Below are 21,477 nucleotides of genomic sequence, written 5' to 3' on the forward strand. Positions count from 1 at the left end.
TGAGAGGTGGTCCATCCATGACGGCGGTACCGGCGGCAGACGAGGATCACCGCGCCCTGTTCGGGCAGTCCACCGCCGTCTTCGCCGCCCTGGCCGGGCCGGACCACCTGGTGGAGACCGCGAACCCGGCATTCTTCACGGCCATCGGCGCGGAAGGCGCGACCACCGGTGTCGCGCTCGCCGGCCTGACCGGTCCGGAGCACATCGACCGGCTGGACCAGGTCTTCCGGACCGGCGAGCCGCAAACCGCCCGCGATGTCCGGGTCGCGATGGGCGCCGGCCCGCAGGCACGGGAGGCGTTCTTCGACTTCACCTACGAGCCGCGCCGCGCCGCCGCCGGCACCGTGCTCGGGACCCACCTGATCGGCGTGGAAACCACCCAGGTCCGGCATGCCCAGCAGCTGATGTCCGAACACCGGGCGCTGCTGGAGCAGATCGCCCGGCAGGCACCCCTGACCGAGGTCCTCGACGGCATGGCCCGCTGCATCGAGAAACTCGCCCCGCACGAGGTTCTCGTCTCCGTACTGCTCGCCGACCCGGACGGGCGCCACCTGCGGCACGGTGCCGCGCCCAGCCTGCCCGACTTCTACAACCAGGCCATCGACGGGATCGCCACCGGTGACGGCGTCGGCTCCTGCGGCACCGCCGCGCACCGGCGCGCACCGGTCATCGTCACCGACATCGCCACCGACCCGTTCTGGACCGACTTCCTGGACCTGGCCGGCCGGGCCGGCCTGGCCGCCTGCTGGTCCACGCCGATCCTGGCCCGCGACGGCGGCCTGCTGGGCACCTTCGCCATGTACCACCGCACCCCGCGGGTGCCGCAGGACGCCGACCTCGCCCTCGCCCGGGTCTTCGCCGGCACCGCGGCCCTGGCCATCGAACGCCACCACGACGAGCAGGCGCGCCGAGCCGCCGAAGCGCGCGCCCGGTCCGCCCACGACGACCTGGCCAAGGTGCTGGCCGCGGAGCGGGAACTCCGCGCCGAAGCCGAGCAGCGGGCCGCCGCCGCCGCGGAACTCGCCGCCCGGATGCGTACCGCCGCGGCCGTGCAGGCCACCGTGCCGCACCCGGACCGCTGCCAGCTCGGCGGCACCGCGGGGTGCACCGCCCCGGCCGAGATCAAGATCGCCGATTCATGGGGGGACGCCGCGTGGGGCTGCTCCGCCCACGTCGAGGAGGCGATCATCAACGTCCGGTCGGTTTTCATCGCCAGTGCGGAACTCGGCGGCCTGGCCGCCTACCTCAGCCGCTGAAACGGACAACGCGCCACCGGCGGATGGCCGGATGACCGGGTGGGTAGTATGGGCGAGGTTGAGGACCCAGCCGATGCTCCTGCGAGGAGGCGGATGTGTCCAAAATTCCTTATTTCGACGCGCAGCCCGCACCCCCGGAAGCGGGCCGTTTCGGCTGGTCGCACCGCCACGTCGGCAACGCCGACGTGATCTGTCTGGCGGGCGAGCTCGATCATGACGCGGCGGCGGAACTGCGCCGGCGGTTGATGAGCGTGGCCGCCTCGAGCGCGGCCGTCACCATCGTGCTGGACCTGGCCGAGGTCAGTTTCATCGATGCCGGCTGCATCCGGGTGATCGTGGAGCTCCGGACGCGCGGTGACAAAAAATTAGAGGTCGACGGGCTGCACGGTATACCGGAGAAGGTCTTCCAGATACTCGGGTTGTAGCCGCTGCTGGCGCGGCAGGCCGAGACCCATGACGGCGGGAGGGGTGCCGTGGCCGAGTCGGACGGACGGGCGGCGTCGCGCGACGACGTGGTGCCGCCGGAGCGCCAGTGGCGAGCAGACCTGTGGGAGTCCGGCGCCGACGAGCGCGAGCGGTTGGCCGACGAGCGGGAACGGCTGGCCGACGAACGGGAGGCACTCGCCGACCAGCGGGAACGCCTGGCCGACCGCCAGGAGCAGACGCTGGACCGGCGAGCAGCCGACCGGGCGACGCGCGCCGCCACAACCGGCGAGGCGGACGACGCCGACGAGGCGGCCGGGAGCGCGGCGGCGGTGCGCCGGGCCGAGGCCGCGGTGCAGCGGGCGGAGGCGGAACTGGCCCGGACACGGCAGGCGGCCGCCCGGGTCGGTGCCCGCGCCGGGGTTCGCGCCGCGCACGCCGAACGCGCCGCGAGGGCCCGGGAGGAGCACGAGTCCGTCGATGCCGGGGAATCGGCGTGGCTGGCCGACCGGCGCGACTTCGTCGCCGTCGAGCGCGACGCCCTGGCCACCGACCGCGATGAGGTCGCTGACGACCGCGACGAGACGGCCGCGCTGCGCGAGCGGCTGGCCGACGAGCGGGAACGCGGGTTGCTGGACCGCGAACCGCGCTTGGCCCGGCCCGTACCCCGGCTCCGGGGCGCCCGGCTCGGCGCCGATCCGGCAGCGGACCCGAAAGCCCGCGCCGCCGGTGAGCGCGAGCGGGCCGCGGCCGCCCGGCGGGCCGCGGCGCACGATCGGGTCCGGGCCGCCGCGGCGTGGGGCCCGCAACCGTACGGCCCGATGCTGCTGGCCGGTTTCGCCCCACTGGCGCGGCAGTTGTTCGACAGCGACGACCTGTCCGCCATGCTCGCACCGGTCCTGAAATTCACCGCGGAGGCGGTGGCGGGATGTCACTGTGCCAGCGTCACGCTGGTCCAGCACGGACGCGTCGCCGACACCGTGACCAGCGACGCGTCCGCCGCCGAACTCGACGAGGTCCAGTTCGCGACCGGCACCGGCCCGGCCCTGGAGGCGATGTACGGCGAGCAGCCGGTGCACGTGCCCGACCTGCCCGCCGCGCGACACTGGCCGGTCCTGGCCGCCACCGCCGCCGAGCTGGGCGTGGCCGGCGCCCTGAGCTACGGCCTGTATGTCCGCCGGCCGGCCCAGTGGTCGGCGCTCGGCGCCTTCACCCTCTACGCGGCGACACCCGATGCGTTCAGCGACGACGACCACGACTTCGGATCCATCCTGGCCGCCTACCTGGCGGTCGCCATCGCCACCGCACGGCGCCAGGACGCGGTGGATCGCCGCGAAGCCGCGCTGCACCGCGCGCTGAGCACCCGCGACATCATCGGGCAGGCCAAGGGAATCCTGATGGAACGCCAGCGCCTGTCCCCCGGCGAAGCCTTCGACCAGCTACGCCGGGCCTCCCAGCGGCTCAACCGCAAACTCATCGACGTCGCCCAGCAGCTGACCGAAACCGGGGAGATACCGGCGTGATCCGCCGGCTCAGCCATCGGTCACCGAAGACTGTTGAACACACGTTTGGCGTGGCGGTCGCCGTTGTCTGCCCGGCGCTTCAGCTCGTCGAGATCACCGGAACCGGCCAGTGCCTTCGCCAGGCGTCGCGCAGCGTGTGAGTCTCCGTTGTCCGCACGCCGGCGCAGCTCACCGATCCGGCCGTACTCGGCGAGGAGAAAAGCAAGGTAGCGCGCTGCTTCCTGGTCTCCCTCGTCCGCTCGCTGGGACAACTCGGCGGTCCGCCCCAGACGGGGCAGCAGGAAGGCGAGTTGGCGGGCCGCCGTCCGGTCGCCGTCGTCGGCCAGCCGCCGCAACTCATCGGTGTCCGGTGGTGCCATGGGCTCCCATTGAGCGGCGACCTCCGTTCCCCGGGATGGCTGGTACTCGGCTGAGAGATACCACGAAGCGGACTGGTCACCGGCGTTGGCCAGAACTTTCAACTCGTCGAACCGGCCGAACTCGGCGAGCACGGCGAACAACTGGCGAGCCGCGGGCCGGTTGCCGGCGTCGACCTCGGCCCGGAGCACCTCGATCGCGTCGTCCACCCGGCCGCGGTCGACGAGCAGGGCGGCGTGCCGGCGGGCGGCATAGCGGTCCCCGGCGACGGCGCGCTCCCGGAGCTCGTCGAGTTGACCGTCCTCGGCGAGCAGCGCGGCCAGACGCCACCTGGCGTGGCTATGACCGGTTCGGGCCAGTCGACGGTAGAGCGATACGGCGTGCTGTTTCTTTCCGTTCCGATCGGCGTGCTCGGCGATCCGGCTGGTGTCTCCGGGCTGGTGGTGATCGACGAGGGCCAGCCAGACAGCGTCCGGCAACGGGCCGGCGCCGAGGACGCCGGCCGCGCGTTGAAACAGATAGTCCGCGGTCACGTATCCGGCGATCTGGCCCATTCCGCCGGCTACCGGGGCGAGACAACTCGCCGCGCCGGATACCGGCATGACGGCGTACCCGAGACCAAGTTCCAGCCAGTTCGCCGGTGCGGTGGCCCGCTGGCCGCTGGTCAGGTAGACAGGTGCCGCCAGACGCAGAAACTCCGTGGTCAACGGCGACTGCGCGCCCATCCGGCGGGCCTCCAGCGCCGCCGTGATGATCGCCTTCCCGTAAGGTTGTTCGGCGAATTCCCAGTGCCGGACGAGTTCCGGGCCGGCCGCCAGTACCTGAGTGACCCCGATGCCGCCATCGGTCTCCAGCGCCACCTGGATGCGCGGGTCCCGGGTGAGCGCTCCGGCACGGCGCCGTTCGCCCGAGGTGAAGGCCGCCGGGACGGAGATGACCTGGGCCATGCTGAGCACTTCGCGGCACGCCGAAGGCCCGGCGTACTCCTCCGGCCACAGTGTTCCCACGACGACGAGCCCGGCGTCGATGAGCCTGCGGACGGTGGCCGCCGCGGACGCGGGCGGGTCGAGGTAACGCCGGAGCTCGTCCAGCCAGACCACCGTCCGGGAAGCGGGTCCCCGGGACAGGCCCTCCAGGACCGACGAGTCCACCGGGTCCAGCAGCCACCAATCCGGAAGAACCGTCCGCACCGCCTCGACGAGGGTCCGGGTCTTGCCCGTTGACGTGCCACCCACCAGGACCAGGAACCCGCCGCCCGCGGCGGCCGAGTGCAGCGCCGCCTGCACAGCGGCGTCCAGGTCACGCGGCACGTAGGTCGGCAGGTCGTCGGCTCCCGGGGCAACCTGGATCGATGCGCGGACGCCGAGGCGCCGCGGTGATGCGTCACGGACCCGGATCGAGCCCACCGGGCGGCGCAGATGGACGGTCTTGACTCTCTCCCACACACCCAGCCATGCGTCCTGGTCCCGTTCGCTGACCCCACAGGCGGCCAGAAAGGTGATCAAGGTTTCGCGGTTGGGCACCGATCTGCCCATCAGCAGATCGCTGATCGTGCTTCGCGGGAGAACCCGGAAGCGGAAGTCGGGATGTGCCCGCGCCCCGCGCGACAGCTCGGTGTAACTCCGCGTTCCGCGCAGCCGGTTGAGGGCGCCGCTCAGCTCGGACAGCGTGGTGACAGCCTCCGGCAGGGGCGTTTCGAAAGCGGCCCGGAAGATCTGATCCGGCCGGGACCCACCCCGTTCGGAAAGCACCTCCGGATCGAACGAAGGGGAAATATCCTCGGAAAGTGGCGTCACCACCCCCGCATCGTGCCGGAAGGATCCCGCCGCAGCCCGCTTGGCAAGCCATTCCTCCGGTGCTGCGCCGCATGCCTGCGCGTAGGCCCGGGTCAGGTCGGCGGAGGGCAGATGCCAACCGTCCGTCGCCTCGGAAATCGACGTTCTCGAGTACGAAAGTTTCTGAGCCAGTTTGGTCACGGTGAATCCGGCCTTGAGGCGCAACCCGACCAGCCCGTTCGCTAATTCCGCGTACGGGCTGGCCGGATCAATATGCCGGGGTGGCCTACCCCTGCTGAGGGGCATGCTCGGCTCGTCAGGAGATACGAGGCTGGTAGACGGGGATCGCCAACCGGCTCAGCATCTCGACGGCTCGGAGCAGGGTCGCCGACGCTCCGGCGAGCACGACCGCCGCCGGCCATCCCTCGTAAGGAAGCCCGCTGACCAGGACCGAAACGATCACGATGACCGTGACGCGAACCCGGACGACACGGGCCGGGACGGTGAGCCGGCATGACCTCCCGGCTGAGCCGGGGGCGTCGTGCTCGATGTGGAGCCGAGCCGGGGTCGAACGAGATCTTCGGGGCACGGTGGGCACCTCTCTATGCGTCATTTAGCCCGGACTACCGCCGGCCTCGCGAATCGGTTTACGACGTTGGCCCGTCCCGATCCTCGGCGCCGAAGCGGTATGGTGCCTAATGTTGCCCGCGAGCACCGCGATGCACCAGACCACTCGACGAAGAGCGAATAACCGAAATAATCGCCGGGTCCACCCGCAAGATTTATTCGCTTGTTCGCCGATCTTCGTCCGGCGCCGCTTGGCGCAACCGGGTGCCGAATAAACGAATAAGTCCGCCCCGCGCAGGCTGAGCTGCACATTCTCCGTCCGGTGCCGTCGGCATCCTCCGGAGTTGTACGGCCCTGCTGCTGGACCCGGCAGTTCCTGCTCTACTCGTTATCAAGTGGCGGCGTCTGTTAGCCCGGACACGCACTTCACGCTGTGTGGAGGGGTCTCTCGTTGGCCCGAGGACCCCTCCGCATGGGCGTCTCAACGCGACGACGGGTCGCGCATGCTGTGCGGGGCCGCCACGAACCGTGGCGAGCCGGGGCGCGGGTGCCAGGTGCGGGTGCCGGGGTCGCGGAACAGGGTCGGGGTGAGGTCGAGGTCGACGTCCACGGTCGTGGCGGCACCGGCGTCCAGTGCGACGCGGCGGAAACCGACCAGTTGCGGCACCTCGCCGACCGCGTAGACCTGCACCACCGTGGAGCCCGGCCGGCCGCCGGTGTTGGCGACGTCCACCGTGGCCACCGCGCCGTGCACCGACACCAGGGACATGTCGAACGTCGTGTAGCCGAGCCCGAAGCCGAACGGGTACGCCGCCGGGTGGCCGTCGCGGTCGAGTTTGCGCTGGCCCCACCAGGCGTCGTACTCGATGCGATCGGCAGCAGCGTCGAAGAACGGCAGGTGGCCGGCGCTGGTGGGGATGGCGAACGGCAGCCGGCCGCCGGGCTCCTCGGCGCCGGTCAGCACGTCGGCCACCGCCCGGCCGCCCTCCATGCCGGGATACCAGGCCATCAGGATCGCCGGGACCTTCGTGCGCCACGCCTCCATCAGGATGGCGCTGCCGCCGATCAGCACCACGATCGTGCGCGGGTGGGCGGCCGCCACGGTCGCGATCAGTTCCTCATCGCGCGGCGACAGGGTGAGCCGGACCCGGTCGCCGCCCCGGCCGAACCGGGTCAGCACCCTCATCAGCCTGCCGACCAGCCAGCGGCCGGGGCGGGTGTTCAGCGGGAAGCCGAGGAAGCTGAGGTCCTCGTTCATGATCCGCTCGCCCTCGTCGTTGTGGCTCATGCCCACGACGACCACCGCGGCGTCGGCCGGCTCGGCCGGGCCGACCAGGGAAACGCCGGGCAGGGCGGAGCGCAGGCCCGCCCGGATCGTGCAGGTGGCGGGCGGATACACCCGGGAGGAGCCGTGGTCGCCCAGGTTCGGCGCGTCGGCCAGCGCCCCGGCCAGCGCCAGCCGGGTGACAGTGGCCGGCAGCGGTAGGGCGGCCTGCTCGTTGCGCAGCAGGACCATCCCCTGCACGGCCGCTCGCCGGGCCAGTTCCCGATGCCCCGCGCAGGCGACGACCGCCCGAGCCGGCTCGACCGGGTCGCGGCTCACCGCGTACCGCAAAATGGTGGTGAGAATGCGCCGCGCCGAGCGCAAGATGATCGCCCGGTTTCCTCGATGGCGCCGGGCAGAGCCCGCGCCCGATGCATCCGCAGCGGCATCTCGATGTCGAGACCCGCCTCGAGGCTGACGATCGGGTCGTGCGTGCCCCACACCCAGTCGCTGGTGACGAAGCCCTGGAAACCCCACTCATCGCGCAGGATGTCGGTGAGCAGCACCCGGTTCTCGTCGGCGTGGAAGCCGTTGACCTTGTTGTAGGACGTCATCACCGAGTCGGCCCCGGCGTCCACGACCGTCTTGAAGTGCGGCAGCCACACCTCGTGCAGAGCGTGCGGCGAGGCCAGCACGTCGATGGTGAAGCGGGCGTTCTCCATCGAGTTGAGCGCGAAATGCTTCACGCAGGCCATCACGTGGTGCCGCAGCCCGCGGGTGAGCGCCGCGCCCATCCGGCCGGTGAGCACCGGGTCCTCGCCGTAACACTCCTGCGCCCGGCCCCAGGCGGGGTGCCGCAGCAGGTTGACGCAGACCGCGCCGGAATAGTTGGCGCCCTGCGCGCGGGCCTCCCGGCCGATCGCCAGGCCCACCTCGAACTCCAGCGACGGGTCCCAGCCGGCCGCCCGCGCCATGGTGACCGGGAACGACGTGGACCGGCCCATGACCACGCCGCGCGGCCCGTCGCTGAACCGGATGCCGGGGATGCCGAGCCGGGGCACCGCTCCCCCGGAGATCGGACCGGCCCGCATCATGGCCGGCAGCCGGGCCACCCGCCAGACCGGGACGTCGCCGTCCAGCAGCCCCAGCAGTTCCGCGTCGGTGAGCTCGCCGATCAGCCGCTCGGCGGCGTCCGCGGCGGTGAGCGAGCCGGCGCGCAGGCCGCGCACGCCGTCGGCGAAGGTGAACGTCATCAGAACGTGGCCCGGCCGCCGCTGATGTCGTACACCGCGCCGGTGGAGAAGCTGACCCGGTCGGACGCCAGCCAGGCGATCAGTTCGGCCACCTCCTCGGCCCGGCCCGGCCGCTTCATCGGGATGAGGCCGGTGATGTGGGCGAGCGCCTCCGGCTCGGTGTCCGCGTTCATCGGCGTGGCGATCACCGCGGGCGCGATCGCGTTGACCAGCACGCCGGTGGTGGCCAGTTCCTTGCCGAGCGACTTGGTGAGCCCGATGACGGCCGCCTTGGAGGCCGAGTACGGCGACATGTTCGGGTTGCCGTCCTTGCCGGCGATGCTGGCCAGGTTGACGATCCGGCCCCAGCCCCGCTCGATCATCGGAGGCAGGAACGCCTGGCAGGTGTGGAAGGTGCCGTGCACGTTGACCGCGAAGGTGCGTTCCCAGCCGGCGAACGGGATCTCCCAGAGCGGCGCGTTCGGCCCGACCACGCCGGCGGAGTTGACCAGGATGTCCACCCGGCCGGCTTCGTCAGCGGCCCGGCGCACCGCCTGCGGGTCGGTGACGTCGGCGACCAGATCCGCGCCATGAGCAACGTCCAGGGTGAGCACCTCGACGCCGTCGGCCCGCAGCCGGGTCGCCGCGGCCGCGCCGATGCCGCTCATCCCGCCGGTAACCACGGCCCGCATCAGTGCGACTCCCGGGCGACCCGGTCGCCGCTCGAGCCGATCAGGAAGTCGCAGTCGGCGCCGGTGTTGGCCTGCAGCACGGTGTCCACGTACAGCTTCTCCCAGCCGCGGCGCGGTGCCGCATAGGCCGCGGCGGCGGCCGGCGAGGGTTCGCGGGCGGCCAGGTCGGCGTCCGGTATGTCGACCGCCAGCAGCCGGCGCTCGACGTCCAGCACGATCATGTCACCCGTGCGGACCTTCGCGAGCGGTCCGCCGGCGGCGGCCTCGGGGGCCACGTGCAACACCACGGTCCCGTACGCGGTGCCGCTCATCCGCCCGTCGCAGATCCGCACCATGTCTCTTACGCCGAGAGCCAGCAGCTTCGCCGGCAGCGGCAGGTTGGACACCTCGGGCATGCCGGGGTAGCCCCGGGGGCCGCAGCCGCGCAGGATCAGCACCGAGTCGGCGGTCACGGGCAGGTCCGGGTCGTCGAGCCTGGCGTGCAGGTCCTCCACCGAGTCGAAGACGACCGCCGGCCCGCGGTGCGACAGCAGTTCCGGCGTGGCGGCGGCCGGTTTGATCACGGCGCCGTCCGGGGCCAGGTTGCCGTACAGCACCGCGATACCGGCCTCGGCCCGCAGCGGCGCGTCGCGGGGCCGGATCACCTCACGGTCATAGATCAAAACCTGGTCCAGGTACGCGACCAGCGGCCGGCCGGTGACCGTCAGCGCGGCCGGGTCGAGCAGGTCCCGGACCTCGGCCAGCACCGCGTGCAGCCCGCCGGCCCGGTACAGGTCGTCCATCAGGAAGCGCCCGGCCGGCTGCAGATCGACCAGCAGCGGCACGCCGGACCCGGCACGGTCGAAGTCGTCCTGGGTCAGGTCGACGCCGAGCCGCCCCGCGATGGCCAGCAGGTGCACCACCGCGTTCGTCGACCCGCCCAGCGCGGCCAGCGCCACGATCGCGTTCAGGAACGAGGCCCGGGTCATCACCGCGCCCGGCCGCAGCCCCGAGTCGGCCAGTTCGACCGCGAGTATGCCGGTGGCGTGCGCGGCCTCCAGCAGCCGGCTGTCCGGTGCCGGGGTGCCCGCGATGCCGGGCAGCGTCATGCCGAGCACCTCGGCCAGCAGCCCCATGGTCGAGGCGGTGCCCATCGTGTTGCAGTGCCCGCGGCTGCGGATCATCGAGGACTCGGAGCGCTGGAACTCGGCCTCGGCCAGCGTGCCGGCCCGCACCTCCTCGCTCAGCTTCCACACGTCGGTGCCGCAGCCCAGCGGCACCCCGCGGAAGGTGCCGGTGAGCATCGGCCCGCCGGGCACCACCACGGCCGGCAGGTCGACCGAGGCGGCCGCCATGAGCAGCGCCGGGATGGTCTTGTCGCAGCCGCCGAGCAGCACCACGGCGTCGATCGGGTTGGCCCGCAGCATCTCCTCGATGGCCATCGCGGCCATGTTGCGCCACAGCATCGCGGTGGGCCGCACCTGCGTCTCGCCGATCGACACCACCGGCAGGTGCAGCGCCACGCCACCGGCCGCGTGCACGCCGTCGGCCACGCTGCGGGCCACCTCGGTCAGGTGGCTGTTGCACGGGGTCAGGTCGGACGCGGTGTTGGCCAGCGCGATGTGCGGGCGGGTGCCGCCGAACGCGTCCGCGGGCAGGCCGCGGCGCATCCAGGCGCGGTGGATGTAGCTGTTGCGGTCGTCGCCGCCGTACCACTGCTGACTACGCCTCGGCTCCATACCGCTCATAGTTTCATCATGGCGGAACTCTGGTCTACGATCCGGAATCATGGAGCTGGAGAGCGAACGGCTGGTCGGCGCCGACCGGGTGCTGGCCGTGCTCGCCGCACTCGCCGGCCGTCCCGAGGGCGTCGGGCTGGAGGAGATGGCCCGCGCCATGGCCAGTCCCAAACCGACCGTGCACCGGGCGCTCGCGGCGCTGCGCCGGGCCGGGTTCGCGAGCCAGGACGGCTACGGGCGCTACGTGCTCGGCGACGAGTTCCTCCGGCTCGCCTTCGCCCACCATGAGGCACGGCCGGATCACGTACGCGTCCTGCCGATCCTGCGGCGGCTGTGCGAGCGCTACGGCGAGACCGTGCACTACGCCACCCTCGACGGCCGCTCGGTCGTCTACCGCTCGAAACTCGATCCGGCCTCCGGCGCCGTCCGGCTCTCCTCGGTGGTCGGCGGCCGCAACCCCGCGCACACCACGGCGGTCGGCAAGCTGCTGCTGTCCGGGTTGCTGCACACCGAGGACGAGGTACGCGCCTGGATCGGCGACGTGCCGCTGAGCGCACCCACCGAACGCTCCATCCGCACCGCCGCCGGCCTGCACACTGAGCTGGTGCGGGTCCGCGAGTGCGGCTTCGGCACCGACGACCAGGAGAGCGAGGCCGGCGTGAACTGTCTGGCCGTACCGGCGTACCTGACCTCACCGAGCGCGCCCAGCGGGGCGATCAGCATCAGCGGGCTGGCCTACCGCACGCCGCTGGCCGCGCTGGTCGCCGACGCGCCCGCCATCCGGGCCATCGTGACGGAGCCGGGCCGGTGACCCGGGAGTACACCGCCACCGCGGTCAGCCCGGAGGCGTACGAGCTCGGCGAGGGCCCCGTCTGGGACCCGGAGAACGAGCGGGTGTACTGGGTCGACATCCCGGCCGGCACCGTCTACGCCGGAAGGCTCGACCCGTTCACCGTCACCGACATCTGGGAGTTCGGCTCGACCGTCGGCGCGGTGGCCGTGGCCGCGGGCGGCGACCTGCTGGTCGCCGAGCGGGAGACCCTGACGCACGTCGACCCGGCCGGCCGGCGCACCGAACTGGCCCGGGTGCTACCGGCCGGCGGCGGCAGCCGGCTCAACGACGGCGCCGTCGACCCGGCCGGCCGGTTCCTGATCGGCAGCATGGCCCTGGACGGCCGCCGCGGCCAGGACCGCCTGGTCCGGCTCGACCGCGACGGCCTCACCACGCTGGACACCGACCTGACGCTGTCCAACGGCCTGGCCTGGACGCCGGACGGCAGCCGGATGTACAGCGTCGACTCGGTGCCCGGCGAGATCCGGGTCCGCGACTACCCGGACGGCGAACGCCACGACCTGTTCCCGGTGCGCGACGGCCTGCCGGACGGCCTCTGTGCGGACGCCGACGGCAACCTGTGGCTGGCCGTCTGGGGCCGCGGCCGGATCGAGTGCCGGTCCCCGGCCGGCGAGCTGCTGGCCACCGTCGCGGTCGCCGCGCCGCACATCACCAGCTGCGCGTTCGCCGGCCCCGGCCGCGACGTGCTGGTCATCACCACCGCCACGGCCGACCTCAGCGCCGACGATCTGGCCGCCCACCCCGACTCGGGCCGCATCTTCACCGCCCAGGTCGAAGCGACCGGCGCGCCCACCCCGTACTGGAATCCCGTCCTCTAGCCCCTCGGAGCTCTCGTGTTGCTCATGCGCATCGGCGCCCCCGGCGCCGAAAAGCCCGTCGTCCGCGTCGACGACACCCGCTACGTCGACGTGTCCGACCTGGTCACCGACTTCGACGAGCGGTTCTTCGCGGCCGGCGGCCCGGCCGCGCTGGCCGCCCCGGTGGCCCAGCGGGTCGCGGCCGGCGAGACCCGGCCGTTCGGCACCGAGCGGATCGGCGCACCGATCGCCCGGCCGCACCAGATCCTGTGCATCGGCCTCAACTACCGCGACCACGCCGCCGAGACCGGCGCCGCGGTGCCGGACGAGCCGATCCTGTTCACCAAGTCGCCGAACACCCTGGTCGGCCCGTTCGACGACATCCGGATCCCGCGCAACTCCACCAAGACCGACTGGGAGGTGGAGCTTGGCATCGTGATCGGCACCCGCACCTCCTATCTGGACTCGCCCGCCGACGCGGCCGCCGCGATCGCCGGGTACGTGCTGGTCAACGACGTCAGCGAGCGCGAGTTCCAGATCGAGCGCGGCGGCCAGTGGAGCAAGGGCAAGTCGGCCGAGACGTTCAACCCGGCCGGGCCCTGGCTGGCCACCCCCGACGAGATCGCCGACGTGCTCGACCTGACCATGACGCTCGACGTCAACGGGGTGCGGCGGCAGACCGGCAACACCAAGACGATGATCTTCGACCCGTACTTCGTCGTGCACTACCTGAGCCAGTTCCTGGTGCTGGAGCCGGGCGACCTGATCAACACGGGCACCCCGCCGGGCGTCGGCATGGGCCACAATCCGCAGATCTGGCTGCAGCCCGGCGACGTCGTCGAGCTCAGCATCGACCGGCTCGGCACGGCCCGGCAGAACGTCGCCGGCCCACGCTGATGCGCGCCCTGGTGCTCACCGGGCCCGGCGCGGCCGAGGTGCAGGAGGTGGACCCGCCGGTTGCGGCCGGCGGGCAGGTCGTGGTGGACGTCGAGCGGGCCGGCTTGTGCGGCACCGATTTCGAGCTGTTCAGCGGCCACATGAGCTACCTGCACACCGGCGCGTCGTCGTACCCGCTGCGCCCCGGGCACGAGTGGTGCGGCGCGGTCCGCGAGATCGGTCCGGGCGTCGACCCGGCCTGGCTCGGCCGCCGCGTCACCGGCGACACCATGATCGGTTGCGGTCACTGCCACCGCTGCCGGCAGGGCCGGCACCACGTCTGCGAACAGCGGCACGAGCTGGGCATCCGGGACGGCCTGCCGGGAGCGCTCGCCGAGCGGGTCGCGTTCCCGGCCGATCACCTGTACGCACTGCCCGACAGGGTGGACGCCACCCGCGGCGCAATGGTCGAACCCGGCGGGAACGCGCTGCGCTGCGTCGAGGCCGCCGGCCTGGCCGCCGGCGAGCGCCTGCTGGTCCTCGGCACCGGCACGATCGGGCTGCTCACCGCCATGTTCGCCCGGGCCCGCGGCGCCGAGGTGCACCTGCTCGGCGAGGACGAGGAGCACCTGTCACTGCCGTGCTCGCTGGGTTTCCCGAACGCCTGGACCCGCGCGACGCTGCCCGGCCTGCCCTGGGACGGGGTCGTCGACGCGTCCGCCGCGGCCGGACTGCCCGCGCTCGCCGCCGAGCTGGTCGAACCGGGCCGCCGGGTGGTGTACATCGGGCTGTCCGGCACGCCGAGCACGGTCGACACCCGCGACCTGGTGCTCAAGGACGTCACCGCGGTCGGCATCCTGGGCGCCTCGGCGGGACTGGCCGGGGCCGTCGCCGCCTACGCGGACGGCTCGGTCGACCCGGCCCCACTGGTCGCCGCCACGGTCGGCCTGGCCGAGGCGCCGGCCGCCCTCGCCGGTGGCGGCCCCAAGGTGCACGTCGATCCCCGGCGGTGAGCGCGGTGCACGCGCGGCTGGTCCGGGCTCTCGAGAACGCCGCGCCCGGCAGCGTCCGGACCCGGGCCACCGACCGGCTCGGGCTGGCGCATGACGCCTCGCACTACCTGCTCGCGCCGCAGGCGGTGCTGGTGCCCCGGGGCGCGACCGAGGTGGCCGCGCTGATCCGGGCGGCCGCGGCGGTCGGCCTCGGTGTCACGTTCCGCTCCGGCGGTACCAGCCTCAGCGGTCAGGCCGGTACAGATCAACTGCTGATGGACGTACGCCGGCACTTCCGGCAGATCGAGGTGCTGGACGGCGGCGCGCGGGTGCGGGTACAGCCGGGTGCGGTGCTGCGCCAGGTCAACGCCCGGCTGGCTCCGCACGGCCGCCGGCTCGGTCCGGACCCGGCCAGCGAGTCGGCCTGCACGGTCGGCGGCGTGATCGCCAACAACTCCAGCGGGATGACCTGCGGGACGCATGCCAACACGTACCAGACCCTGGAATCTTTGACGCTCGTGCTGGCCAGCGGCACCGTGCTGGACACCGGCGCACCGGACGCCGATGCCGTGCTGCGCCATCACGAGCCCTCGCTGGCCGCTGCTTTGCTCTCGCTGCGCGACCGGGTGCGCGGAAACCTCGACTCCGTGCGACGGATCGAGCAGCAGTTCGCCATGAAGAACACCATGGGGTACGGGCTGAACAGCCTGCTCGACCACGACTCGCCCGCGCAGATCCTGGCCCACCTGCTGATCGGCTCGGAGGGCACGCTCGGCTTCGTGGCCTCGGCCGTGTTCCGCACCGTGCCGCTGGCCCGGCACGCCAGCACCGGCCTGGTCGTGTTCCCCACGCTGCGCGAGGCGGTGGCCGCCATGCCGGAACTGGTCGCCGCCGGCCCGGCCGCGGTGGAACTGCTGGACGCGGAGTCGCTGCGGGTTTCCGGCCGCTCTGCGGATATGGAAGCCGCCCTGCTGGTGGAGTGGCAGGAAGAAGACCTCTCATTGCTCGCCGAACGGGAGGCGGCCGCGCACCGGTTGCTCGGAACTTCGCTGAGCCGCGACGCCGCCGGGCGGGCCGCGCTCTGGCACACCCGGAAGGGCTTGTATGCCGCCGTGGCCGGTGCCCGCCCGGCCGGCACGGTGGCGCTGCTCGAGGACGTGGCGGTCCCGGTGCCGGTGCTGGCCGATCTGTGCGACGACCTCACCGCGCTGTTCGACCGGCACGGCTACGAGCGCAGCGTCATTTTCGGCCACGCCAAGGACGGCAACCTGCACTTCATGCTCACCGAGCGGTTCGGCGACGGGGACAGCCGCCGGTATGCCGCATTCACCGAGGACATGGTGGACGCGGTGCTGGGCCGCGGCGGCACGCTCAAGGCCGAGCACGGCACCGGCCGGGTGATGGCCCCGTTCGTCCGCCGGCAGTACGGCGACGAACTGTTCGACGTGATGGTGGCGATCAAGCGGGCCTGCGACCCGGCCGGCACGCTGAACCCCGGTGTGCTGCTCACCGACGACCCGGCGGCGCACCTCAAGCACCTCAAGCCGGTGGTCGCGGTCGAGTCCGAGGTGGACCGGTGCGTCGAGTGCGGCTACTGCGAGCCGGTGTGCCCGAGCCGCGACCTCACCACGACACCCCGGCAGCGCATCGTGCTGCGCCGCGAACTGGCCGCCGCGACGGCGGCCGGTGATCTCCCGCTGGCCGAGGAACTGGCCCGCGAGTACCAGTACGACGCGGTGGACACGTGCGCGGTGGACGGCATGTGCGCGACCGCCTGCCCGGTCCTGATCAACACGGGCGACCTGACGAAGCGGCTGCGCGCTTCCACAGTCTCCCCCGCCCAGCAGCGCGCCTGGGGCAGCGCCGCCCGCCACTGGGACGGGGTTTCCCGCGCCATGAAGCTGGCACTGAACACCGCCGCCGCCGGACCCTTTGTCGCTCGGGCCGCCACCCGTCTCCCCGGTCTGCCGCGGTGGTCGCCCGACCTGCCCCGCGGTGGTGCCCGCCGCCGGCCCGCGCCTGTCTCCTCCCCCGACGCGCTCTACCTGCCGTCCTGCCTCTCCACCCTCTTCGCGCCGGCCGACGGCGGGGCCGGGGTGCCGGCCGCCGTGCGGCGCCTCGCCGCCCGGGCCGGTCTGCGCCTGTCGGTGCCGGCCGGCATCGGCGACCTGTGCTGCGGCACGCCCTGGTCGTCGAAGGGCCTGCCGGACGGCTACGAGATCATGCGGCAGCGGGTGCGGGCCGCGGTCGGCGATCCCGCGGTGCCGGTCATCACCGACGCGGCCTCCTGCACCGAAGGTTTCGAGCGGCTGTTGCCCGGCGTGCCGGTGGTCGACGCGGTGGCCTGGGTGGCCTCGGAGGTGCTCCCCCGGCTGCGGGTCACCCGGCGGCTGCCCTCGCTGGCCCTGCACCCCACCTGCTCGTCCGTGCGGCTCGGCCTGGACGGCGCGATCGCCGCCGTCGCCGGGGCGATCGCCGACCGGGTCGACATCCCGGAGGGCTGGCAGTGCTGCGCGTTCGCCGGTGACCGCGGCCTGCTGCACCCGGAGCTCACCGCGTCCGCGACCCGCGCCGAGGCGGAGTCCGTGCGGCGCGGGGTTTACGCGGCGCACGCCTCGGTCAACCGCACCTGCGAGATCGGCCTGACCCGGTCCACCGGCGAGACGTACCACCACCTGCTCGAACTGCTCGACCAAGCCACGGAGGAATGACCATGTCCGACTTCACCGGTCTGCGCGCGATCGTCACCGGCGGCGCCTCCGGACTCGGCCTGGCGACCGCCACCCTGCTCGCCGAGCGCGGCTGCCGGGTGGCCTGCCTGGACCTCAACCCCGAGGTGGACGCGCCGCTGCTGGGCATCCGCGCGGACGTCACCGACGACGCCTCGGTGCGGGCCGCGGTGGCCGAGACGGTGGCGGCGTTCGGCGGGCTGGACATCCTGGTCAACAACGCCGGGATCGGCGCGCAGGGCACGGTCGAGGACAACGACGACGACGAGTGGCGGCACGTCTTCGACGTGAACGTGCAGGGCATGGTCCGGGCGAGCCGGACCTGCCTGCCGCACCTGCGCGAGTCGCCGGCCGCCGCGATCGTCAACGTCTGTTCGATCGCGGCCACCGCGGGACTGCCGCAGCGGGCGCTCTACGCCGCCACCAAGGGCGCGATCCTGTCGATGACCCTCGCGATGGCCGCCGACCACGTGCGCGAGGGCATCCGGGTCAACTGCGTGAACCCCGGCACCGCGGACACGCCGTGGATCGGCCGGCTGCTGGCCAAGGCCGCCGACCCGGCGGCCGAGCGGGCCGCCCTGGAGGCGCGCCAGCCGACCGGCCGGATGGTCGCCCCGGCCGAGGTGGCCGGGGCGATCGCGTACCTGGCGAGCCCGCTGTCCTCGGCCACCACCGGCACGTCGCTGGCGGTGGACGGCGGCATGCAGGGCCTGCGCATGCGCAAGTAGTTTTGCTTGCCTAGGCCGGTTCGGGCACGCCGTCGGGCTCCGGGGCCGGGTCCGGCACCACCACCGGCTCGACCGGTGGGGGCGGCAGTTTCTCCGGCGCGTCCGGCTCCAACTCACCCGGGTCGTCGGGAATCGGGGCGCCCGGGTCGATCGGCGGGTAACGATCGGGGTCGATCCGCATGACTGTGCTCCTCTCCGATCCTCCAAGATCGCGACTTACCCCGGTGTGCTGTTCGCAAACGGCCACACCCCCGGTACGGTGACCGCGACAACCGGACGGAGGGCGCAGGTGCGACTCGTTCCCACCGCGGTGGCGTCGGTCCTGCTCTCGGTGCTGCTCGCCGTGGCGGTCAACGTGGCCACCGGCGGCACCCTGCCCGGGCCGCTGTCCGGCGTCGCGGGGCTGGCCTGGCCCGCGGTCGCGGTGCTGGCCGTGGTGACCGGGTGGCTGGCGATCCGGCAGCAGCGATCCGGCCCGGCGCCGTCCCCGGTGCCGGCCGAACTGCCCGCCGCACCGGCCGCCTTCGCCGGCCGCGCTGCCGACCTGGCCGCGGTCCGCGACCTGGCCGCCGGCGGCCCGGTGGTGGCCCTGGTCGGCCCGCCCGGTGTCGGCAAGACCGCGCTGGCCCTGCGGTTCGCCCACGACCGCCGGTCCCACTACCCGGACGGCCAGCTGTTCGCCCTGCTGCGCGGCGCCGACCCGGACCCGGTGGCGCCCGGCGCCGTGCTGGCCCGCTTCCTGCGTGTGCTGGGCGTGCCCGACGACGACCGCGGCGGCTCGGTGGACGACCTCGCGGCCCGGCTGCGCTCGGCGCTGGACGGCCGCCGGGTGCTGGTCCTGCTGGACGACGCGCGGGACGCCGGCCAGGTCCGGCCGCTGCTGCCCGGCGGCTCCGGCTGCCTGGTCGTGGTGACCAGCCGCCGGCAGTTGCCCGGCCTGCCCCAGCACGACGTGGGCGCGCTGACCGACGAGGAGAGCCGGGCGCTGCTGAGCGCGGCCGCGCCGCAGCACCTGACGGCCGACCCGCGCGGCACGGCCGACCTGCTGCGCTATTGCGCCGGCTTCCCGCTGGCGCTGGGCATCGCGGCGGCCCGCCTGCGCAGCCGCCCGGCGTGGTCGGTGGCCGAACTGGCCCGGCGCCTCGCCGACGAGCACCGCCGCCTCGACGAGCTGCACCTGGGCGACCTCACCGTCCGGTCCGCGTTCGCCAGCGCCTACGCCGACCTGCCGGTGCCCGACCGGCGGGTGTTCCGGCGGGCCGGCTCGCATCCCGGCCGGCAGTTCGGCACGGCCGACGCGGCGGCGCTGGCCGACGTGTCCGAGGCGGAGGCCGCGGCCGCCCTGGAACGCCTGGTCGACGCCCATCTGGTCGAGTCGCCGGCGGCCGGGCGGTATCGGCTGCACGACCTGCTGCGGCTGTTCGCCACCGAGCGGGTGGCGGCCGAGGAGACGGCGGCCGAGCGCAAGGTCGGCCTGGTGCGCCTGCTCGACCGCATCACAGCGCAGGCGATCACGCACTCGTCGGCAGTGTCCTCGGCCTCCGATTGGCTCTCCAGAGAAAGAGACAACATTCTGGCCGCCGTCCACCAGGGGGTTGCGGCCGGCTCCTACGAGGCCGTCTGGACCGTGGTCGCGACCGTGGGGCCGTTGTTCCGGTCGGCCGGTGACCAGCCCGACCTGCTCGCGCTCTGGACCGACGCGCTCGCCGCCGCCACCGCGCTCGGCGACGACCACCGCCGGGTGCGGGCGCTGCGCCCGGTCTCGCACGGCCAGCTGACGGGCGGCGACACCGCGGCCGCGCTGGCCACCGCCGAGCAGGCGGTGACCGTGGCCCGGCGGCTCGGCGACCCCGCGGCCCTCGCGCACGCCCTCTTCGGCCGCGGGCGGGCGCTGCGCCACCGGTTCCGCTACGCCGAGGCCGAGAGCGACCTCACCGGCGCCCTGGACCGGTTCACCGCCCTCGGCGACACCGAGCAGCAGATCGAGGTGCTGGACACGCTCGGCACCATGTACCAGGTCGCCGGCCGCTACGCCGAGGCCGTGCCGGTGCTGGAACGGGCACTGGCCATGCTGCCCGAGCAGACCGAGCACGCCTGGACCATGCAGGCACTCTCCGCGGCGTACCAGCGCACCGGGCGGACCGCCGAGGCCACCGGTCTCAACCGGCAGGTCCTCGACCTGACCCGCCGCACCGGCGACGACCTCGCCCACGCGTACGCCCTCCAGCAGCGCGGGTGGCTCGCCACCGACGCCAGCCGGCACTCCGACGCGTCCGCCGACATGCGTGCCTCGCTCGCGGTCTTCGAACGCATCCGGAACCCGGGCGGGGTGGCCTCGGCGCACGAGGCGATCGGGATCGTAGCCGTCTCGTTCGGCCGGTTCGCCGACGCGCTGACCGCTTTTGACACCTCGGCGGCCCTGTTCGAGCGGCTGGCCAGCCCGATCGAGGTGGGCCGCAGCCGGCTCTACCGGGCGCACGCGCTGGCCGAACTGGGCCGGCTCGGCGAGGCACGGCGGCAGGCGGCCGACGCGGAACGCCTGATCGGCGACGCGGCCGTGCCGGACCTGGGCTGGGTCCGGGAGCGGCTGACCACATTGACGGCGGGCTAATTCTCCGATTTGCCGGTAGTCATGGATCCGTGGGCGTTTTGTGATCGACAACCCCGGAACCACCCTCTCCGGGCGGTTGAATCCTTACTCAGCGTGACATTCATCCGGCGTGCGGAGTGCATCGCGCACTAGCCTCCGAGTACTACGCACGTGCGCACTTGATGCTGCGCCGAATCGGACAAGAATCACCTCATGACGTACGGCAAGAAAGACCTGCCATACCCCTACAGCCAGGACTTTTCCGGCATCGTCACCCGCGTGAAGGGTGTCCGGGAGTCCACCAGGGCCGCACTCGTCAACTCGCTGAAGGTCGCGTCGTACCTGAAGGCGGGGGCGAATCTCGTCGAGCGCAACCTGGGCGCACCGTCCGAGCCGGCCCCCGGCGCGGACGGTTGCAAGGCGTACTGGTCTGGTTTGAACTTTTTGTCGGAGCGTGCGCTCAGCCGGGAGGTGGCCGAGCTCGAACCGCCCTTCCTGCGTCAGAAGGGCACCGGCCCGTACCGCTCGACCTGGGCCAGCCACGACGACTACCTGAACGACCTGCTCGCCTTCCTGTTCCACGCGATGAACTACGACCCCCAGTACGGCGCCGGCCTGGAGACGCGTGGTGACTGGCTGGTCACCGACCCGAGCTTCGTCGACGCCATCGACCGGGCGGCCTTCCACGAGCTGCAGGCGATCACCCGGATGCCGCTGTTCCGGCTCCAGCTGGTGGTCTGCGCGACGGCCGACCGCAACGACGGCATCCACGACGCGATCGCCAACAACTACGCCGGCGCCCTCGACCCGTGGATGAAGGTCTACGAGGCCACCATCGCGGCCCGGGGTTACCGGCTGCGCAAGGGCATCACCCTGGAACAGTTCACCAACATCCTCGCCGCGATCATGGAGGGTTTCGCCATCCGGCAGCTGGGTGACCCGGCCGTCGGCGTGGTCGGCGAGGACCCGCACAACAACCTGGTCGCGATGGCCGTGCTCGGCATCATGAACAGCTACCTCGAACCTGCGGGTGAACCAAGTGGCCGGAGCCTACGTGAGGAGATCGAGAACGCTTCGCAGCCGATCGAGGACGGCAGGTAACCGA

18 protein-coding genes are annotated in these 21,477 nt (G+C 72.9%); 11 read left to right on the forward strand and 7 right to left on the reverse strand.

The genetic code is table 11. From position 1 onward, the window contains the following. Nucleotides 1-17: 17 nt before the first annotated feature. From Ari01nite_RS39420 to Ari01nite_RS39430, 3 genes are all read left to right on the forward strand, one after another. Nucleotides 18-1,256, forward strand: coding sequence for a GAF domain-containing protein (locus tag Ari01nite_RS39420; protein WP_239163405.1), 1,239 nt, complete (start codon nt 18-20; stop codon nt 1,254-1,256). A 95-nt stretch (nt 1,257-1,351) separates the two neighbouring features. After that, on the forward strand, nt 1,352-1,681 hold the full coding sequence (locus Ari01nite_RS39425; RefSeq protein WP_203788290.1) for an STAS domain-containing protein: 330 nt from the start codon (nt 1,352-1,354) through the stop codon (nt 1,679-1,681). Nucleotides 1,682-1,729: 48 nt separating this feature from the next. Continuing rightward, a complete protein-coding gene (locus Ari01nite_RS39430) occupies nt 1,730-3,202 on the forward strand; it encodes a GAF and ANTAR domain-containing protein (protein ID WP_203788292.1) in 1,473 nt (490 codons plus the stop codon). A 20-nt stretch (nt 3,203-3,222) separates the two neighbouring features. Here the strand turns inward: Ari01nite_RS39430 and Ari01nite_RS39435 are convergent, their stop codons facing one another. The 6 genes from Ari01nite_RS39435 to Ari01nite_RS39460 form a co-directional block, all read right to left on the reverse strand. Then, on the reverse strand, nt 3,223-5,310 hold the full coding sequence (locus Ari01nite_RS39435; RefSeq protein WP_203788294.1) for a tetratricopeptide repeat protein: 2,088 nt from the start codon (nt 5,308-5,310) through the stop codon (nt 3,223-3,225). A gap of 340 nt (nt 5,311-5,650) precedes the next feature. Then, nucleotides 5,651-5,797: a hypothetical protein gene (locus Ari01nite_RS39440; RefSeq protein WP_203788296.1), complete on the reverse strand. Its 147-nt coding sequence runs from the start codon at nt 5,795-5,797 to the stop codon at nt 5,651-5,653. Between the two features lie 585 nt (nt 5,798-6,382). Beyond that, nucleotides 6,383-7,504: a glycoside hydrolase family 3 C-terminal domain-containing protein gene (locus Ari01nite_RS39445; RefSeq protein WP_203788298.1), complete on the reverse strand. Its 1,122-nt coding sequence runs from the start codon at nt 7,502-7,504 to the stop codon at nt 6,383-6,385. After that, entirely contained in the window at nt 7,501-8,418 is a 918-nt protein-coding gene (locus Ari01nite_RS39450; protein WP_203788299.1) for a glycoside hydrolase family 3 protein, read from the reverse strand. The genes Ari01nite_RS39445 and Ari01nite_RS39450 overlap by 4 nt, the downstream gene beginning before the upstream one ends. Then, complete coding sequence (locus Ari01nite_RS39455) at nt 8,418-9,089, reverse strand: SDR family NAD(P)-dependent oxidoreductase (protein WP_203788300.1); 672 nt, start codon at nt 9,087-9,089, stop codon at nt 8,418-8,420. The genes Ari01nite_RS39450 and Ari01nite_RS39455 overlap by 1 nt, the downstream gene beginning before the upstream one ends. Continuing rightward, the gene (locus tag Ari01nite_RS39460) at nt 9,089-10,816 is read right to left on the reverse strand and encodes a dihydroxy-acid dehydratase (RefSeq protein ID WP_239163406.1); all 1,728 of its coding nucleotides are present in this window, start codon (nt 10,814-10,816) and stop codon (nt 9,089-9,091) included. The genes Ari01nite_RS39455 and Ari01nite_RS39460 overlap by 1 nt, the downstream gene beginning before the upstream one ends. Before the next feature lie 40 nt (nt 10,817-10,856). On the opposite strand from Ari01nite_RS39460, the gene Ari01nite_RS39465 reads away from it, so the two are divergent. The 6 genes from Ari01nite_RS39465 to Ari01nite_RS39490 are packed head-to-tail and all read left to right on the forward strand — an operon-like array spanning nt 10,857 to nt 17,782. Continuing rightward, entirely contained in the window at nt 10,857-11,618 is a 762-nt protein-coding gene (locus Ari01nite_RS39465; RefSeq protein WP_203788301.1) for an IclR family transcriptional regulator, read from the forward strand. Continuing rightward, entirely contained in the window at nt 11,615-12,478 is an 864-nt protein-coding gene (locus Ari01nite_RS39470; RefSeq protein WP_203788303.1) for an SMP-30/gluconolactonase/LRE family protein, read from the forward strand. Before Ari01nite_RS39465 ends, Ari01nite_RS39470 begins: the two co-directional genes overlap by 4 nt. A 24-nt stretch (nt 12,479-12,502) precedes the next feature. Continuing rightward, a complete protein-coding gene (locus Ari01nite_RS39475) occupies nt 12,503-13,354 on the forward strand; it encodes a fumarylacetoacetate hydrolase family protein (RefSeq protein ID WP_438872278.1) in 852 nt (283 codons plus the stop codon). Beyond that, nucleotides 13,354-14,346 carry a zinc-dependent alcohol dehydrogenase gene (locus Ari01nite_RS39480; RefSeq protein ID WP_203788307.1) on the forward strand — a complete coding sequence of 331 codons (993 nt, stop codon included), beginning with the start codon at nt 13,354-13,356 and terminating at the stop codon, nt 14,344-14,346. The genes Ari01nite_RS39475 and Ari01nite_RS39480 overlap by 1 nt, the downstream gene beginning before the upstream one ends. Next, the gene (locus Ari01nite_RS39485) at nt 14,343-17,036 is read left to right on the forward strand and encodes an FAD-binding and (Fe-S)-binding domain-containing protein (RefSeq protein ID WP_203788309.1); all 2,694 of its coding nucleotides are present in this window, start codon (nt 14,343-14,345) and stop codon (nt 17,034-17,036) included. The genes Ari01nite_RS39480 and Ari01nite_RS39485 overlap by 4 nt, the downstream gene beginning before the upstream one ends. A gap of 2 nt (nt 17,037-17,038) precedes the next feature. Then, nucleotides 17,039-17,782, forward strand: a complete 744-nt coding sequence (locus Ari01nite_RS39490; RefSeq protein WP_203788311.1) for an SDR family NAD(P)-dependent oxidoreductase — start codon at nt 17,039-17,041, stop codon at nt 17,780-17,782. A 10-nt stretch (nt 17,783-17,792) separates the two neighbouring features. Here Ari01nite_RS39490 and Ari01nite_RS39495 read toward each other — a convergent pair whose 3' ends face one another. Then, complete coding sequence (locus Ari01nite_RS39495; protein WP_203788313.1) at nt 17,793-17,963, reverse strand: hypothetical protein; 171 nt, start codon at nt 17,961-17,963, stop codon at nt 17,793-17,795. A 108-nt stretch (nt 17,964-18,071) separates the two neighbouring features. Here Ari01nite_RS39495 and Ari01nite_RS39500 point away from each other — a divergent pair, with 108 nt between their 5' ends. Both Ari01nite_RS39500 and Ari01nite_RS39505 read left to right on the forward strand, forming a co-directional pair. Next, entirely contained in the window at nt 18,072-20,393 is a 2,322-nt protein-coding gene (locus Ari01nite_RS39500) for an ATP-binding protein (protein ID WP_203788315.1), read from the forward strand. A gap of 192 nt (nt 20,394-20,585) precedes the next feature. Next, complete coding sequence (locus Ari01nite_RS39505; RefSeq protein WP_203788317.1) at nt 20,586-21,473, forward strand: hypothetical protein; 888 nt, start codon at nt 20,586-20,588, stop codon at nt 21,471-21,473. Nucleotides 21,474-21,477 lie beyond the last annotated feature (4 nt).

Origin of the sequence: Paractinoplanes rishiriensis, from assembly GCF_016862375.1 — a bacterium.
In the GTDB taxonomy this organism is placed as follows: Bacteria; Actinomycetota; Actinomycetes; order Mycobacteriales; family Micromonosporaceae; genus Actinoplanes; species Actinoplanes rishiriensis.